Origin of the sequence: Pseudarthrobacter enclensis (assembly GCF_001457025.1) — a bacterium.
Lineage (GTDB): Bacteria > Actinomycetota > Actinomycetes > Actinomycetales > Micrococcaceae > Arthrobacter > Arthrobacter enclensis.
In genome coordinates, this window is record NZ_KQ758606.1 from 59943 (window position 1) to 76017 (window position 16075).

Annotated in this window: 16 protein-coding genes; 7 read left to right on the plus strand and 9 right to left on the minus strand. The window is 67.3% G+C overall.

All coding sequences use genetic code 11. The features are described from left to right. Positions 1-96 precede the first annotated feature (96 nt). Positions 97-840: an IclR family transcriptional regulator gene (locus AS031_RS16670; protein WP_058269281.1), complete on the plus strand. Its 744-nt coding sequence runs from the start codon at positions 97-99 to the stop codon at positions 838-840. A 106-nt stretch (positions 841-946) separates the two neighbouring features. Next, a complete protein-coding gene (locus AS031_RS16675) occupies positions 947-2134 on the plus strand; it encodes a 4-hydroxybenzoate 3-monooxygenase (RefSeq protein ID WP_058269282.1) in 1188 nt (395 codons plus the stop codon). A gap of 42 nt (positions 2135-2176) precedes the next feature. Here the strand turns inward: AS031_RS16675 and AS031_RS16680 are convergent, their stop codons facing one another. Continuing rightward, the gene (locus AS031_RS16680) at positions 2177-2716 is read right to left on the minus strand and encodes a TetR/AcrR family transcriptional regulator (protein WP_058269283.1); all 540 of its coding nucleotides are present in this window, start codon (positions 2714-2716) and stop codon (positions 2177-2179) included. A gap of 68 nt (positions 2717-2784) precedes the next feature. Between AS031_RS16680 and AS031_RS16685 the strand changes: the two genes are divergently transcribed. Then, positions 2785-3840 (plus strand): FAD-dependent monooxygenase, encoded by a 1056-nt coding sequence (locus tag AS031_RS16685; RefSeq protein WP_058269284.1) that lies wholly within the window; start codon positions 2785-2787, stop codon positions 3838-3840. Between the two features lie 9 nt (positions 3841-3849). Here AS031_RS16685 and AS031_RS16690 read toward each other — a convergent pair whose 3' ends face one another. The 5 genes from AS031_RS16690 to AS031_RS16710 all read right to left on the minus strand — a co-directional run bounded on the left by AS031_RS16690 (position 3850) and on the right by AS031_RS16710 (position 9057). Beyond that, the gene (locus AS031_RS16690) at positions 3850-5697 is read right to left on the minus strand and encodes an ABC transporter permease (protein WP_058269285.1); all 1848 of its coding nucleotides are present in this window, start codon (positions 5695-5697) and stop codon (positions 3850-3852) included. Next, a complete protein-coding gene (locus tag AS031_RS16695; RefSeq protein ID WP_058269286.1) occupies positions 5694-6761 on the minus strand; it encodes an ABC transporter ATP-binding protein in 1068 nt (355 codons plus the stop codon). The genes AS031_RS16690 and AS031_RS16695 overlap by 4 nt, the downstream gene beginning before the upstream one ends. A gap of 54 nt (positions 6762-6815) precedes the next feature. Continuing rightward, positions 6816-7892 carry an extracellular solute-binding protein gene (locus AS031_RS16700; protein WP_058269287.1) on the minus strand — a complete coding sequence of 359 codons (1077 nt, stop codon included), beginning with the start codon at positions 7890-7892 and terminating at the stop codon, positions 6816-6818. 168 nt (positions 7893-8060) lie between these two features. Further along, the gene (locus tag AS031_RS16705) at positions 8061-8495 is read right to left on the minus strand and encodes an acyl-CoA thioesterase (RefSeq protein ID WP_074447007.1); all 435 of its coding nucleotides are present in this window, start codon (positions 8493-8495) and stop codon (positions 8061-8063) included. A gap of 58 nt (positions 8496-8553) precedes the next feature. Then, complete coding sequence (locus AS031_RS16710) at positions 8554-9057, minus strand: GNAT family N-acetyltransferase (RefSeq protein ID WP_058269288.1); 504 nt, start codon at positions 9055-9057, stop codon at positions 8554-8556. 158 nt (positions 9058-9215) lie between these two features. On the opposite strand from AS031_RS16710, the gene AS031_RS16715 reads away from it, so the two are divergent. Further along, entirely contained in the window at positions 9216-9743 is a 528-nt protein-coding gene (locus AS031_RS16715) for a MarR family winged helix-turn-helix transcriptional regulator (RefSeq protein ID WP_058269289.1), read from the plus strand. A gap of 288 nt (positions 9744-10031) precedes the next feature. Continuing rightward, complete coding sequence (locus tag AS031_RS16725) at positions 10032-10898, plus strand: serine/threonine-protein kinase (protein WP_082642034.1); 867 nt, start codon at positions 10032-10034, stop codon at positions 10896-10898. A 28-nt stretch (positions 10899-10926) separates the two neighbouring features. Here the strand turns inward: AS031_RS16725 and AS031_RS16730 are convergent, their stop codons facing one another. Both AS031_RS16730 and purB read right to left on the minus strand, forming a co-directional pair. Further along, positions 10927-11601: a histidine phosphatase family protein gene (locus AS031_RS16730; RefSeq protein WP_058269291.1), complete on the minus strand. Its 675-nt coding sequence runs from the start codon at positions 11599-11601 to the stop codon at positions 10927-10929. A gap of 145 nt (positions 11602-11746) precedes the next feature. Further along, positions 11747-13189 carry an adenylosuccinate lyase gene (gene purB / locus AS031_RS16735; protein ID WP_058269292.1) on the minus strand — a complete coding sequence of 481 codons (1443 nt, stop codon included), beginning with the start codon at positions 13187-13189 and terminating at the stop codon, positions 11747-11749. A gap of 175 nt (positions 13190-13364) precedes the next feature. Between purB and AS031_RS16740 the strand changes: the two genes are divergently transcribed. Beyond that, positions 13365-13652: a putative T7SS-secreted protein gene (locus tag AS031_RS16740; RefSeq protein WP_058269293.1), complete on the plus strand. Its 288-nt coding sequence runs from the start codon at positions 13365-13367 to the stop codon at positions 13650-13652. A 5-nt stretch (positions 13653-13657) separates the two neighbouring features. Then, positions 13658-15028 carry a hypothetical protein gene (locus tag AS031_RS16745; protein ID WP_058269393.1) on the plus strand — a complete coding sequence of 457 codons (1371 nt, stop codon included), beginning with the start codon at positions 13658-13660 and terminating at the stop codon, positions 15026-15028. Between the two features lie 86 nt (positions 15029-15114). Here the strand turns inward: AS031_RS16745 and AS031_RS16750 are convergent, their stop codons facing one another. Further along, entirely contained in the window at positions 15115-16041 is a 927-nt protein-coding gene (locus tag AS031_RS16750; RefSeq protein ID WP_058269294.1) for a glycoside hydrolase family 25 domain-containing protein, read from the minus strand. Positions 16042-16075: the final 34 nt, after the last annotated feature.

The following is a 16075-nucleotide window of genomic DNA, read 5'->3' on the forward strand; positions in this document are numbered from 1 at the left end:
CCGCCTTCCGAGGGCACTGGCCATTGACTCGGGGGCAAGGCATCCCGCGTCCCCGCCGCGGTAGGCTGGACTTCCCGTTGAACGGAAGGGGTTGCGGTGGCGAACTCGCAGTCGGGCGATTCCGTGGTGGACCGCATCGTCCGCCTGATCTCCGCCTTTCCGCAGGACGCAGGCTCCCTCCAGCTCTCCGAGCTTGCCGAACGCGCCGGCCTGCCGCTGACCACCACGCACCGGCTGGTGGGCCAGCTGGCCGGTCACGGCCTGCTCGACACAGCGCCCGGAGGATTGGTCCGCCCCGGGCTGCGGCTGTGGGAGCTGGTGAACCGCGCCTCGCCAACGCTGGCGTTGCGGCAGGCTGCCATGCCGTTCATGGAGGACATCCAGCAGGTCCTTAATCAGAACGTCAACCTCGCGGTCCTGGACGGCCGGGACGTGCTGTTCGTGGAGCGCCTGTCCCGCCGCGGATCGGTGGCCAACCGTGCCCAGGTGGCCGGCAGGATGCCCCTCCACGTCTCTTCCGCCGGCCTGGCCCTGATGGCGCACCAGGACAAATCCGTCCAGGCGGCGTACCTCGAAGGCTTTTCGGACCCCGGCGGCACCCTGACCGCCGATGATGTGCGGACGCTGCTCGCCGAAGCATCCCGCCAGGGCTACGCGCAGCTGAAGGCCGTCATGGATCCGGACACCTGGGGCATCGCCGTGCCCGTCCTCAACCGCCGCCAGCACGCGGTCGCCTCCCTCGGCGTCGTGGTTCCGCTGCGGGAAATGCGGCTCCAGGCGCTTGTTCCGGCCCTGCAGACCGCGGCGCGGGGCATCGCCCGCCGCTTGGCGGACTCCTGACCTCGAACCATTCAACGGAATTGTTGTAACGCCGGTCACCCGCCGCGGCGCACACTGGTGCCAGGCACATTCCGGCCCGCCGGGCCCGCAACGAAGCGAGACAATCATGGCACGCACCACCATCACCACGCAGGTAGCCATCATGGGCGCAGGCCCCGCCGGGCTCATGCTCTCCCACCTTCTGGCCAAGGCCGGCATCGAGTCCACCGTGATCGAAGTCAGAAGCCACGACGAGATCAGCCGCACCGTCCGTGCCGGCATCCTGGAGCACGGAACTGTGAACCTGCTGGTGGACAGCGGGGTATCGGACCGGGTGCTGACCCACGGCGACCGGCACGACGGCATCGAGCTGCGGTTCAACGGCGAGAGCCACCGCGTCGACTTCAAGGACCTGGTGGGCGAATCCGTGTGGCTCTACCCGCAGACGGACGTCTTCACGGACCTCGCCGCCCGCAGGAAGGCCGACGCCGGCGACGTCCGCTACAGCGTCACTGACACCAGCGTCCACGACCTCGAGGGCAAGCCCAAGGTTTGGTTCACGGACGCCGACGGCACCGACTTCGAGATCCAGGCCGACTTCCTGGTCGGGGCGGACGGCTCCCGCAGCCACTGCCGGTTCCAGATCCCCGAAGCCCACCGCAAGTGGTACTTCCATGAATACCCGTTCGCCTGGTTCGGCATCCTGGCCGAGGCACCGCGCAGCTCGGACGAACTGATCTACGCCAACTCGGCCAACGGCTTCGCCCTGATCAGCCAGCGCACCGAGACCGTCCAGCGCATGTACTTCCAGTGCGACCCCAAGGAGAACGTCGCCGAGTGGGACGATGACCGGATCTGGGCCGAGTTCCGCGGCCGGGTCAACGGCAACGGCTTCGAACTCAAGGAGGGCCCGGTCATCGAGAAGATGGTCCTGCCGTTCCGCAGCTTCGTCCACACGCCCATGCGGTACGGCAACCTGTTCCTGGCCGGCGATGCCGCCCACACCGTCCCGCCTACCGGCGCCAAGGGCCTGAACCTGGCCATCCACGACGTCAAGGTCCTCTTCGAGGGGCTGGACAGCCACTACAACTCCGGCTCGGACCGGCTGCTGGAAACCTACAGCGACCGCGCCCTGGACCGGGTGTGGAAGGCCCAGCAGTTCTCCTATTGGATGACCACCATGCTGCACACGCCCGCCGACGCCGATGACTTTTCCCGCGCCCGCCAGTTGGGCGAACTGAATTCCGTGGTGTCCTCACGCCACGGCATGGCCTACCTGGCCGAGGCCTACACCGGGTGGCCGGGCCGCGCCTGACGCCGGACACGCCAGGGAAAGTACGACGGCGGGCGGCCGGGTTCAGGGGGCCAGGAGCCGCCTGATGGTTGCGGCAACGGCTTCCACGTCCGGGGCCTCGTCGCGCCGCACCGTGAGCAGGTGCAGCAGCAGGCCGTCGCCGTAGTCGGCCACGTCCCGTGCCCGGGCTGCAGGGTCCGGGACGCCGAGGGCCGCCAGGGCCTGTTCCAGGTTGCCCACGAGGAGGCGGTGACCGGCGGTGACCGCCTCCGGGCGGTCCAGCGAGAAGGCCATCCGGGCCCGGTTGATGCCGGCGTGCTGCCCGGCCAGTGCCACTACGGTGGACGCCAGCCGGCCGGCCAGTTCATCGATGTCCCGCGGCGGGCCTGCCGGTCCGCGCTGGCGCAGCAGTTCCGCATCCAGGTCCAGCAGCCGCTCCAGGACCGCATCGACCAGGGCGGAGCGGCTGCGGTAGTAGTTGGAGGTGGTCCCTTCGGCGACCTCCGCGGTGGCGTCCACGGCGCGGTGGGTCAGTCCCTTCATTCCCTTCTCCGCCACCACGGCCAGGGCTGCGTCGAGGAGTTGGGTCCGGCGGTCAGGCATGGCCCCAGTCTAGTGACAGGGGGACGTCACCCCTTCCGGTATCACTACAAAAGTAGTAGCTTTGCTGCATGAACGGAATTTCGGTCATCGGCGGCGGAATCGCAGGGCTGGCACTGGCGGCATGCCTGGACCCGGACAAATTCCAGGTCACGGTGTACGAGAAGAGGCCTGAACTTCCGGCCGTGGGCAACGCCCTGGGCATGTGGCCCAACGCCCAGCGCGCACTGGACCGGCTGGGGATCCTCGGCGAGGCCAGGGCCGTCAGCCCCGTGCTCGGCAGCGGGTCGGTCCGGGACGCCCAGGGTAAGCCCTGGATCACGGTCGACGCAGGCGACATGTTCGGCATCTCGCGCGTGGACCTGCTGCGCCTGCTGGACGCGGCGGTGCCCGGAACCGTCCGTCGCAGCACCGGCAATGTACAGGCACCGCCCGCGGACGGAAGCCTGGTGGTGGGTGCCGACGGCGTTCACAGCACGGTCCGCCGGGAGGGGTGGGGGCCGGGCACCGGCGCCAGGCTCTCCCCCTACCTTGCGTTGCGGGGCACCCTGCCCACTCCTGTCGGCCCGGACGAGGTTGGCGAGTACTGGGGCCGCGGCGACCTGTTCGGCATGGCGGCTGCCCGCGGCGGCTCGTTCTGGTACGCCAGCTACCGGTCTGCGGCCGGCCCCTACGGCATCGACCCCGCGGCGGCCCTGGAGGAGGCCCGGGCACGCTATTCCGGCCACGCGCCCGCCATCCGCCGGACGCTCGCCGCCGCAAGCCCCGGGGACTGCCTGGTGCAGCGCCTGTGGACTGTCCCGCGGCTGGGCTCCTACGTCCACGGGCGCACGGTGCTCATCGGGGATGCCGCACACGCCATGATGCCCACACTGGGCCGCGGCGCCTGCGAATCCCTGGTGGACGCCGTCACCCTCGCGGACCTTCTCAACACGCTGCCCGAAGCCGAGGCGCTCCGTGCCTACGACCGGCAGCGGCGGCTGAGGACCCAGGCCCTGGGCGTGGCATCGGCGGCGATGGGGCGCATTGCCCTCGCGGAAGGTGCCCAGCCCTTACGGGACCGGCTGCTCGGCCTGGCCCGACGCCGGAAGCCGGGTACCGCCGTCGTCCGCGGTACCGCCGCCTGACCACCGGCCTCAGGGCCGGCGCGCGGGTCCGGGCAGAACCCCCTCCTCCGCCGCTGACCCGGAACTGCCGGCCGGTGCGGAACTCTCGGCGAGGACCCCGGCGGCGGAGGCACCGCCTGCTGCGGGAGCCGCGGGGAGGCGCTTCCGGTTGCCGCTGCGCCGGGACCGGCCGTACACCAGGTACATCGTGACGCCGGTGATCACCATTAACAGCACGGTGTAGACGAAGGTGTTGGCCACCCCGTCCGTTCCTTCCGCGCCGTCCGTGTTGGCCTTGATGACCAGGCCCAGCGGCTGGAACAACGGGTGAGCCAGGAAGATGGCGGTGTCGTAATCATCCAGCAGGCTGTTGAAGTTCAGGGCAGTGATGGCTGCCGCCGCCGGCAGCACCAGCGGCAGCAGGATCCGGCGGAAAACGTAGAGGGTCCTGGCGCCCATCATCGCGGCTGCTTCCTCCAGCGAGGAATTCACTGCGGCGAAGGAAGCCTTCAGCATCCTCAGCGTGAACGGAATCTTCACAGTGACAAACGCGATCAGCAGGATCACCGTGGTTCCGGTGAGGACCGCCCCGCCCACCATCGGGTTGGGGTGGTCGTAACTGATGATCAGGCCCAGGGCGAGCAGGGCCGAGGGCAGGATCCATGGAATGTGCAGCAGGTATTCGAAGAGCGAGGCCACCCAGTTCCGGTATTTCTGCAGCAGGCGGGCCACGAAGAGCAGCCCGCCGACGGCGATCAGCGCGGCCAGGGCGCTGTAGGCGACGCTGACAACGAACGGACGCAGCCCGGCAGGCTGCGTCAGCACCCGCACGTAGTTGTCCAGCGTGAGGCTTCCCCAGGTGAGCTGCCCGGTCTGGATCGCCGCTCCGTCCGCGAACGAGTACAGCACAATGAGGACCACGGGAAGCGTGTACACCGCAAAGAGCAGGTAGGCCACGGCATGGACCGCGATGTTGGCCACCGGATTGCGGATGTCCTGCTTCTGCAGCTCGGAGGACACTTTGGAGACGGAGAAATAGGTGCCGCCCCGCTCCAGCCGGGACATCACCGCCAGCATCAGCATGGTGGCCACGCCGAGGATCACGGCCAGCAGCGCGGCCAGGTCCCGGGACGTGGGGCTGTTGGTGAACGTCAGGATCATGGGCGTAATGGTCTGGAAGTCCCGTCCGCCCAGCACCTGGGGTGCGCTGAGGGCACCCAGGCCGGTCAGGAAGGAGAGGATGGTCACCGCAAACAGGGTGGGTTTGAGCATGGGCAGCACGATGCGCCGCAGAATGGTCCAGGTGGAGGCACCCAGGTTCTTCGCCGCCTCAATGGTCTGGTAGTCCACGCCCTTCAACGCGTTGGCCACAAACAGCATGTGGTTGGTGGTGGTGGCAAAGGTCATCACCAGCAGGACCGCGAAAAATCCGGAGAACCAGGCCGGGTCCATGCCCGGGAACACCTGCAGCAGCAGTGAGGTGACGATTCCCTTGTCCCCGTAGATGAACTTGTAGCCCGCCGCCAGCACAATGCCGCCGTAGATGAAGGTGGTGGCGTACCCCAGGAACAGGATCCGCGATCCCCGGATCCGGAAATAGTGGGTGACCAGGACAATGAAGATGCCCACCACGTTGACGGTGATGGACAGCGCAACGGCCAGCAGGAAGCTGTTGCCCAGCGCCTTCATGGCCCGCTGCGAGGAGAACAGCTTCTCGGCGGCCCGCCCCGAAAAGCTGCCGTCCGGGAAGAAGGTGGCCATCAGGACGTGGATGTTCGGCCACACCAGGAACGCGGCGATGAACCAGGTGAGCACCACCCCCACCACCAGCACAAAGGGGGACCTGGCCATCGACCGGACCGGTGAGGAGCCGCTCATGGCAGGGCCGCCGCCGTGTCCTGGGCCCGCAGGGCATTCCCGGTTTCCGGGTGGTACTGGAGGATGTGTTCCGGCCGCACGTGGACGGTGGTTTCGGTTCCCGGTTCGGGGTGGGCCCCGCCATCTTCCCGGACCAGGAGTCGGATGTCCGCGCCATGGCTCCGCACCACATACCGGCTGTGGAGGCCGTGGTACGTGCGGGACATAACGGTTCCGGCAAGGCCGACGGCGGCACCCCCGTTCGCGGGGGCGTCCAGGGACGCTTTTTCCACCCGCAGGTAGGAGCGGGCTTCCGTGCTGAGGCCGGCGCCGGAGAGCCGGTTCACCTCGGCGACGAATTCCGGGGTCAGGGACGAACTGTCGCCGATGAAGTTGCAGACGAACTCCGTGGCGGCGTGATCGTAGATCTCCTGCGGGGTTCCCACTTGCTCCACCACGCCCTTGTTGAACACGGCCACGCGGTCGCTCATGGCCAGGGCTTCATCCTGGTCGTGGGTGACGTACACGGTGGTGATGCCGAATTCGCTCTGCAGGTCCTTGAGCTGCTGCCGGAGCTGGTGCCGGAGCTTGGCGTCCAGGTTGGACAGGGGTTCGTCCAGCAGCAGGATCTTGGGCCGGAGGACCAGCGCCCTGGCAACAGCCACCCGCTGTTGCTGGCCGCCGGAGAGCTCAGCGACGTTCTTGGCCAACTGTTCGTCGCTGAGCTCCACCCGGCGGGCGATGTCCCGGACCATCCGGTCACTGTCGGCGCCCTTCTCCTTCCGGACGCGCAGGCCGAAGGCGATGTTCTCCCACACGCTCATGCTGGGAAACAGGGCGTAGTTCTGGAAGACCATGCCCACCTGCCGTTTGTCGCTCGGAAGCCGGGTCACGTCCTTCCCGTCCACTGTCACCGTTCCGGCAGCAGGCTGGATGAACCCCGCCAGGGTGCGCAGCGCCGTCGTCTTTCCGCAGCCGGACGGTCCCAGCAGGGTGAAGAATTCACCCGGCCGGACGTGGAGATCCAACTGCGGAATGGCAGTGAAGCTGCCGAAGGAAACTTTGATGCTGTCCAAGCGGATCATGGCAAACCTGTCTGGTGGCTTCTCGGAGTGGCGGACCGGGCGGCGGGACCGGTGCTACGTCATGTACTCGAGTTCGATCTTCTCCACCCAGGCGCCCATGTTTTCCTGGACAAAGTCCCAATCGATGTCCTGCTGCTTGAGGTCGGCGAAGAAGTCCACCACCTCGGGGTTGGCCTGGGCCTGCGCACCCTTGTTGACCGGCATGGAGTTGAACTGCTTGGCGAACTCGCCCTGGACTTCGGCGCTGCCGAACCAGTCAATGAAATTCTGGGCCTGTTCCTTCTTCTTCGTCCCCTTGACCAGGGCGATCTGCTCCACCGCCAGCGGGACGCCAACCGACGGTGTGGCGGTGTCCACGTTGACCTTGAAGGACTTCTCGCGCTCGGCGATGATCGAGGACGGCATCTGCCCCATGTCCACTTCGCCGGACGCTATCCGGGCAAAGAGGTCGGTCTTGGCGACGGCGGGGCTGCCGTTCTGGAAGTACTGCTCCACCTGCTTCCAGCCTTCGTCGGAGATTCCCAGGTCCCCCGAGTCGTCACGGTAGCGGGTCAGGATGCCGGCGAAGACCAGCTGGGCGGTGGCGGTGCCCAGGCCGGTGACCCGCTCATAGCGGGCCTTGAATTCATCCTTGGTCCACAGGTCGGTCCAGTCCTGGGGGCCGGTGTCCTTGGAGAACTTGTCCGAGTTGTAGCCCAGGAGGATGGCCTGCTTGACCAGCGGCCAGTACGTTTCGCCGTCTGCCAGCGAGGTGTCCACGTCCCCGGCCCATGCAGGCTTGTAGGGTTCCAACACGTCCTCGGCCTTGACCTGCGAGAAGTACATGTTGTTGAGTCCGAACGCGACGTCCGCGATGGGATTGTTCTTTTCGGCGATGAGCTTGTTGGTGGCGTCGGCGCCTCCGGCTCCCACGATTTCGATGTTGAATCCGGCCTCGCCGGCCTTCTTCGTCACCCAGTCTCCGCGGCCCTCACCGTTGGAGTTGGTGTAGACCACCAGGGTGTCTGCGGATCCTGCGCCCGGAGCGGATGAGGCGGCCCCGGACTCACCGGGTGACGGGTTGCCTCCTCCGCATCCGGCAAGGAGGGTGGCGGCGACGGCGGCGGCAACCAAAGACTGTAATTTACGCACGATCAGGACTCATTTCTGCACTGGAACCGGAGCATGTCCGCACAGCCTATAGCCGGGCATGCGGAAAGCGGGGCCGCTATAGCTATCGATTCGATAAACAGCCCGGCTGTTTAATCTGGTCCGCTCGCAAAAACGTCTGGAGGCTCCGGGGTGAACCCCGGGTGAACCTCAGTCCTGCTGCAGTGTTTCGGTCAGGTGGTGGGTGGGGATCCTGTCGCGGTCATAGGTGATCTCGGTGTAGCCGTGGGGTTCGGGCTTGCCCGTGGCGCTGAGGTTCACGAACACGATCTCCTCGATGGTCAGGATGCTCTGCCTGGTGATCATGTTCCGGACCTCCGCGCGCATGGTGAGCGAGGTGCGGCCGAACTTCGTGGCGGTCAGGCCCATTTCGATCAGGTCGCCCTGTACCGCGGAGCTCACGAAGTTGATTTCCGAGATGTACTTGGTGACGGCGCGCCCGTTGCCAAGCTGCAGGATGGCGTAGATGGCTGCTTCCTCGTCAATCCACTTCAGCAGGCTTCCGCCGAAAAGGGTGCCGTTGGCGTTCAGGTCTTCGGGCCGGACCCATTTGCGGGTGCGGAAGGTGATGTCTGCTGTTCCCATAGGCCGAGGTTAGCGGAGGCCGGTCCTTCCGCAGGCAGTGTGACGCCGCGGAACCCGGCTAGGCCATCGCAGTGTGGGCCGCGCTGCGGGAATCGATGGTCTTGGCATAGCAGGCAGAGTGTTCCACGCCGATGTACGGGCCAAAGTTGGGCACGGGTTCGAAACCCGAATTCTGGTAGAAGTTCCGCCCGTCCGCCTGCGCGGAGCCGGCCTCCGCCTTGATCCGCGTGATGCCCTGCTTGAACGCCTCCGCCTCCAGGGCTGCCAGGATGGAACTCGCCACACCCGAGCCGCGGGTATACGGAACCACGTAAAGCCGCTTGATCTCGGCGGTAGTGGGATCGAGCATCCGCAATCCGCCGCAGCCCACCGGCTGGCCCGACCCCTTGTCGTACGCCACCAGGAACACTGCGCAGTCGGCGCCCGACGGCGGTGGGCCGGGTTCGTGGTCCGCGGTGCCAAACCGCGCGTCAAGTTCGGCCTGCTGGGCGCGGCGCAGATCGGCACCCACGGGGTGCGCCCAGGCTACCTGCCTGATGTTCAGCCGCGGATTGGTCTGCATGTCTGGCCTCGTTTCGCCGAAGGGGTGATGCAGATCAAGGCTAGGGGCGCCCGGTTACGCGGGTGTTTCTGCCGGGTAAGGGTCCGGATAACGCCATGCGGCCGGCCTGCGGTCAACTAGCTTGGCAGGCTAGTTATCAGCTGGTCTAAGATAAACGTATGGTTTCTACAGGCAATGAGGGTTCGGGCTACTGGTACGGTCCGGATGGTCAGTTGGACTATGCGGCAGCTGTGTTGAAGTCGTTGCGGGACTACCGGGCGGCCGAAACTGCCATCCGACGCTCCACGCGGGACTCCATGGGCATGGGTGAGACGGACATCCTCGCCCTGCGCTACCTGCTCCGCGCGCAGGCCTCGGGAAAAACGGTGGTACCTAAAGATCTTAGCCACTTCCTGGGCATCACCAGCGCCTCCACGACGTCCCTGATTGACCGGCTGGTGACCAGCGGGCACGTGCGCCGCGAGGCGCACCCGTCCGACCGCCGCTCGGTGGTGGTGGTACCTACGGTGGAATCCGACACGGAGGTCCGGGAAACCCTCGGCGCCATGCACCGGCGGATGATGACCGTCGCGGAGTCGCTGAGTGCCGAGGAAGCCCGCACCGTGGTCGCCTTCTTGGGGCGCATGACCGAAGCCATTGCGGAGCTCGAAGACGCCCACAACAAACTTGCTAGCCAAACTAGCTAGATGGGCTAGTTATATGTAAGCTTACGATCAACCGAAGAATTACTGCCTGACGGAAGTAGTGAGCGCGTTGATCACATTCGAGAAAACCTCTGCAGGGGGAGCAGAGCGTCTAGTCCACTGCGGCACACCGATGGAATTGGTGACGCCCGCTGTGCGCCGTGCCGTCATGGGGTACACCTTCGGGCCCGACGAACCCGGCCCTGTTCAATTGCTGCCCGTGTGGCGCTGCCAGTGCGGTTTCCAGCTCGACGCGTGGAACCCGTTTGGCGAACCGGTTCAGGCGCCCCTGTGATCGCCGGCCGCTACGTCCTCCAGGAAAGGCTGGGGCGCGGCTCGGTGGCGGAAGTCTTCAGGGCGCTGGATGTGTCCGGCGGTCCGGACGTGGCCATCAAGGTGGCTGCGGACAATTCGGACAAACAGCACCAGCGGATCCGCGACGAGGCCACGGTCCTGGCCTCCCTTCGCCACCCGTCCATCGTCAGGTTCATCGATCACGGGACCATGCCGGCCGGCACTTATCGCTCGGGGCATGCCTACCTGGTCGAGGAACTGGCGCTGGGGACAAGCCTCTCAGAGGCGGTCCGTACGGGTACCTCCTCGCCGGACGAGGTGGCAGTCTGGGCGAGGAGCCTTTTCAGCGCCGTCGCCCACCTGCATGACCGCGGCCTGGTGCACCGCGACATCAAGCCGGGCAACCTGATGCTCAGCGGGCTGCGGCGAAGCCCGGTGCGGATCATCGATTTCGGGATCGCCGCCAGGGCGGGCGCCGCCATGGAGCCCGGCATCTCCTCGGGAACGGTCCACTACATGAGCCCGGAACAGGCAGCGGGCGGCGTCGCCAGGCCTTCCTGGGACGTCTATGCCATGGGGCTGGTCCTGCTTGAACTGCTCACCGGCACCAAGGCGTTTCCAGGTACGGCCGTCGAGTCCCTCGTGGCACGCACCCTCAGGAGCCCGGAGATCCCCGAGTCTCTGGGACCGCGCTGGGGCAACTTCCTGCGCGCCCTCACAGCCATGGACGGCGGGGAGAGGCCGACGGCGGCCGAGGCTTCCGTCCTGGCCGGCCGCCTGGTGCCGCCGGGCCCGGCCGCCAGGCCGGATGCGTGTCCGGCGCGTTCGGCCCGGGAACGGCGGGAGCGGCTCCTGGCCACCTAGGGCGGCCCTCCCGACGGCGTGCGGATCCTCAGGGGCGGCTGACGTCCCGGCCCATGGGGTCTTCCGCTGCAGGGTCGGCCAGCGCCAGCCCGCCCACGGGGCTCCCGGCCCAATGGATCAGTTTCCAGCCGGTGTCCGGATCTCCCTCCACCGCCACGATTCCGGTATTGGCCAGAACATGCCTGGCCGCGAACTCGTGGTCGATCCCCTCGGCCCGGAGCCCGGCCCAGGTGCGGATGGCCGCTCCGTGGCTCACCACGGCAACCGTGCCGTCCGCTCCGGAGGCCCGCTCCACGGCTCGCAGGATGGCGGCGTCGAACCGCGCAAAGAAGGCGTGCCCGTCAGGGCCGGCGGGCATCCGGACGTCCAGGTCCCCGGCCGCCCAGGACATCACGGTCCCCATGTAGCGCTTGTGCGACTCGTGGTCCGTGAGTTTCTCCAGCGAGCCCGCCTCGATCTCGTGAAGACCGTCCAGGACCGCAGCCTGCAGGCCGTGGAGCCTGCCCAGGGGAGCGGCGGTGATCTGGGTGCGGATCAGGGTGGAGGCAAAGAGCGCCTCAATGGGGTGGTTGGCCAGCGACCGTGCCATAGCGTGCGCCTGCCGTTCACCCAGCTCGGTCAGCCCCGGCCCCGGGTGCGCGGTGTCCAGCTGGCCAAGGACGTTGCCGGGAGTTTCCCCGTGGCGGATGAGCAGAAGCTTCATGCCCTCCAGTGTGGCACCCATCGGCCGGGGCAGCCGAACGGGCGGCAGGCCCGTGGAGGGAAACTGTGCCGGGGAGCAACAAACGGCGCCGGACCCACCCGGGCCCGGCGCCGCCGTCGTACGTCTCTCCGCGGACGGTGAGGGACTACTTGAGGTGGTCCACCAGCTTGTCCGCGATGCCCGTGTAGGTGCCCGGGGTCAGGGCGAGCAGCCGTGCCTCGGCGTCGGGGGAGAGGCCCAGGCCCTGCACGAACTCCTGCATCCGGGCAGCATCCACGCGGTGACCGCGGGTGAGCTCCTTGAGCCGCTCGTACGGGTTCTCCATGCCTTCGACGCCGGCGATCGCCTCGGCGCGCATGACCATCTGGATGGCCTCGCCCAGGACCTCCCAGTTGGTGTCCAGGTCCCCGGCCAGGACGTCCTCGGCCACGTCAAGGCGTTCGAGGCCCTTGGCCACGTTGGAGATGGCCAGGAGGGAGTGGCCGAATGCCACGCCGATGTTGCGCTGGCTGGAGGAGTCCGTGAGGTCGCGCTGCCAGCGGGAGGTCACCAGGGTGGAGCCCAGGACGTCCAGCAGGCCGGAGGAGATCTCCAGGTTGGCCTCGGCGTTTTCGAAGCGGATGGGGTTGACCTTGTGCGGCATCGTGGAGGAGCCGGTGGCGCCCGCGACGGGGATCTGCGCGAAGTAGCCGATGGAGATGTAGCTCCAGATGTCCGTGCAGACGTTGTGCAGGATGCGGTTGAAGCGAGCGACGTCGGCGTACAGCTCGGCCTGCCAGTCGTGGCTTTCGATCTGCGTGGTCAGGGGGTTCCAGGTGAGGCCCAGGCCCTCGACGAACGACCTGGACACCTGCTGCCAGTCCGCGCCGGGAACGGACGCCACATGGGCGGCGTAGGTGCCGGTGGCGCCGTTGATCTTGCCCAAGTATTCGGTCTTGGCGATGCGGTCCAGCTGGCGGTTGAGGCGGTGCGCGATCACGGCCAGTTCCTTGCCCAGCGTGGTGGGCGTGGCCGGCTGGCCGTGGGTGCGGGACAGCATGGGCACCGCGCGGTTGTCCTCGGCCATCCTGCCGATCTGGGCCACCAGGGCGCGGGCCGCGGGGAGCCAGACGTCCTCCACGGCGCCCTTGACGCCCAGTGCGTAGGAGAGGTTGTTGATGTCCTCGGACGTGCAGCCGAAGTGGACCATGGCGGTCAGGTTTTCGATGCCGATGCCTGGCAGGCGGCGGCCGATGTAGTACTCCACTGCCTTGACGTCGTGGACGGTGACGGCCTCGATTTCGGCGAGCTCCGCGACGGAGGCCGCATCGAATTCGGTGACGATGGCGCGCAGCTGCTCCTGCTGGTCAGCGGTCAGTGGCCCGGCGCCGGGAAGGACGCTGTTGCTGGTCAGGTGGATGAGCCACTCAACTTCGACGGCCACGCGGTCCCGATTGAGCGCGGCTTCGGACAGGTAGTCCACCAGTGGCGCCACCGCGGGCTGGTAACGGCCGTCCAGGGGGCCCAGGGCGATTTTTTCCGGGGACGCGGCGAGGGCCAGGCGTCCTGAGGGCGTGCGGGTGTCAGCTGTGGCGGCAGTTTCAGGCATGTGCTGATTCTTTCACGAACTCCTGCGGCCCCTTAAGCGGCCTCCGTACGTTACTTGTCCACATAGACGACGGCGGCACTGTGGCCGGCGGTCCTGCTTCCGTAGCGTTACCCCATCAGCAGGGTCGGCAATGCTCCCGGGATGCCGGGGGCGGGAAAGCGCAGGTGTGTGGAACATGGTGGGTGAGGGACTGCCGGGAGCGGCCGAGCATGTGGCCGCCGATTTGCTGCCCCTGGTCAGGCGGCTTGCGTCCTGCGCCGTCCAGGTCGAGGAGGTGCTGGCAGGCTTGCGGGACATCCAGCTGCTCAACTGGCAATCCCCCGCCGGTCGGGCCTACCGTGACACTGTTTCCCGCCAAGGGGCAGCCCTGCGGCACGCAGCTGACGCCCTGGAAGGGGCGAAGGCCGCGGTGGCGAGGCATGCCGAGGACAGTGTGGCCGCAGCCGCTGCCGCGTACAGGTGATCCTGATGGAACTGACTGATCCGTCCGGCCAGGAAGGCATCCGGCTGTATGGCGCTGCCCGGGACGGCGATTTGACCATCCGCGGCGGCATCGGCGGGATCGGCGTCCAGCTTGATGAACTCACTGCGGGTGCGGAAAAACTCGAGGCCCTAGCCTCAGGGCTGACGGCTGTTGAGCGGGAAACCGGCCGGGTCCTTGACCAGCTCTGCTGGGTGGACAGGCAGCCGCCATGGTCCGCATCGGGCCACATTGCAGCGGTCCGGGAGAGCCAGTGGCGGGTCCAGGCGGGCAGGGCGGAGTTGCAGCGGATCAGCAGCCAGGTCCGTGCCTGTATTCGGGACTACCAGGACGCGGAATGGCGGGCCAACGTCGGCCGGTCACGCGGAATCACTGCCATGACCCAAATCGGCTTCTCCTGGGGGACCATGATGGCCACGGGAGTTCCGGACCGGCGCGTCATGGAGAACGTCATCGCCATGATGCAACTTTCGGCGCCCCAGGTTCAGGCAGTGAACTCCTCGGCGCCGTTTATCCGGGACGGCGTGATGGCCCTCGTCGCCGGATTCATTCCCCGGCCGATCGGGATTCAACGGGAGGAAACCGTGGCGGTGGAGCTCGATGCTTCCCCTGCCGGGCTCATCGCGCGGATCAGGGAGACCGAGGCGCGCGGATCCCGTTTCATCGAGGTCCTGGAGGTTGATAACGGCGGCGGGGAGGCTTACGTGGTGGTGCTGCCGGGGACGCAGGCGGAGGGCAGGAAAGCCGGCGGCGACAACCCCTTCGATGAGGCCGGGATCCTGGAGGCCATGCTGTACAACTCGGAGGACATGGACGAGGCCCTCCTGGCGGCGTTGGAACAGGCAGGGGCGGAGCCAGGCGCGCCCGTTGTTGTTGCCGGTTACAGCCAGGGCGGCATCCACGCCATGAATTTTGCTGCTGATGCCCGGGTCCTCCAGCAGTACGACGTGAAATACATCCTGACCGCAGGTTCGCCCGTTGCGGGCGTCCGCACGGACGAGGACGTGGAATCACTGCATCTGGAACACCAGGCCGACTGGGTTCCCGGGGCGGACGGTGCGGCCAATCCGGAAACGGCCAACAGGGTCACGGTTTTCACGGACACGCCTCCCGAAGCCGGCGGAGACAAGGGGCTGGGCCCGGGACACCGGCTGACCGGGTACGAGGATGCGGCCCGAAAGGTCGCGGCAAGCGAAGATCCGTCCCTGGTCCATTCCACAGCTGCACTGGGCGGCGTACTGGGGGCCGGCGGCATCGCGAGGGCAACACGGTTCTCGCTGTCCCGGGCCAAGGCGCCGTCAACCACGCTGCAGCCACCTGATCCACGTTTCCATGAGCGCCACCTCGGCGGGCGCTGAGGCCGTGCAGGGTTCCGCCGGGCCAGGACACGGTCAAGGCCGGCGGTCCGCCGGCGCCGGGATACATGCACTCCGGTCTGGCCGCGTCAGGCGATCTGCGCGGCGGACATCTTTGCGGAGACGGCGAGGCGCAGCTTCCCGGGTGCGGTGGTTTCCTGCGAGGCGGGTGCAGGTGCAGGTGCGGGCGCCGGAGCCCAGGCAGGGCACCGGACGTTGTAGTCCAGTATTCCGTCGGTAAACTGCGTCAGCGCTACCACGCCCCCGGCTGTGAGCGGCGCCGCGGAGCACAACTGTTCCGCGGCCGTTGCTGACGCTGCGCCTGCCAGCCAGCTCTTCAGCGGGTACAAATTGCTGGCCGGTCCCACCTCTCCCACGATCTGGGCGAACTGGTATCCGGTGGAGTAGATTCCCACCTCAACTCCGGCACTTTGCAGGAATGCGGTCATGCCTTCCAGTTCTGCGGTATTGGCTGCCTTGTCGGGCAGCCAGCTGTTCCCGGTCTCCACGTCCAGCCAGTACATGCGGCGTGCCGCGCCGCCGGCGTCCGCCACCATGGCGGCATCATTGGCAGCCATGGTGTATCCGTGGATGTACGCGCAGGCCGGGGAGGCGCTGCCGTCACACGACCCATAGGGGTTGGCGATGGCCGCGCCGCCGGCCGTGTTGGCCGCAGGCCACCACACCGAGCCCACCGGGCCCGTGGCGGCCGTGTTCACGTAGACAGCGGATGGCAGGCCGGCCGCTGCCTCAGCGCTGCGGTCCGCCCAGGCCAGTTGTTCGGCAAAACAGGGATTTGCCGTGTGTGGGCGGCCGCCGTTTACGCCAACTATCGAGTAGGCGGGAGACTCAGGGAGTCCGGTGCCGCACTGTGGCCACGAGATGTCGTAGCCAGTGGCCGCCGGGTTGCCGGATGCAGGCGCTGCTGGCGTGTCTGCCTGCGAAGGCCCGGCCAGCCAGCCTGCGAGCCAGCCCATGAGCAGGCAGGCCACAACCAGGATCCGCGTTGCCTTCATTCTTGGCCCCCCGTATGTCGAACTGACCCGACGG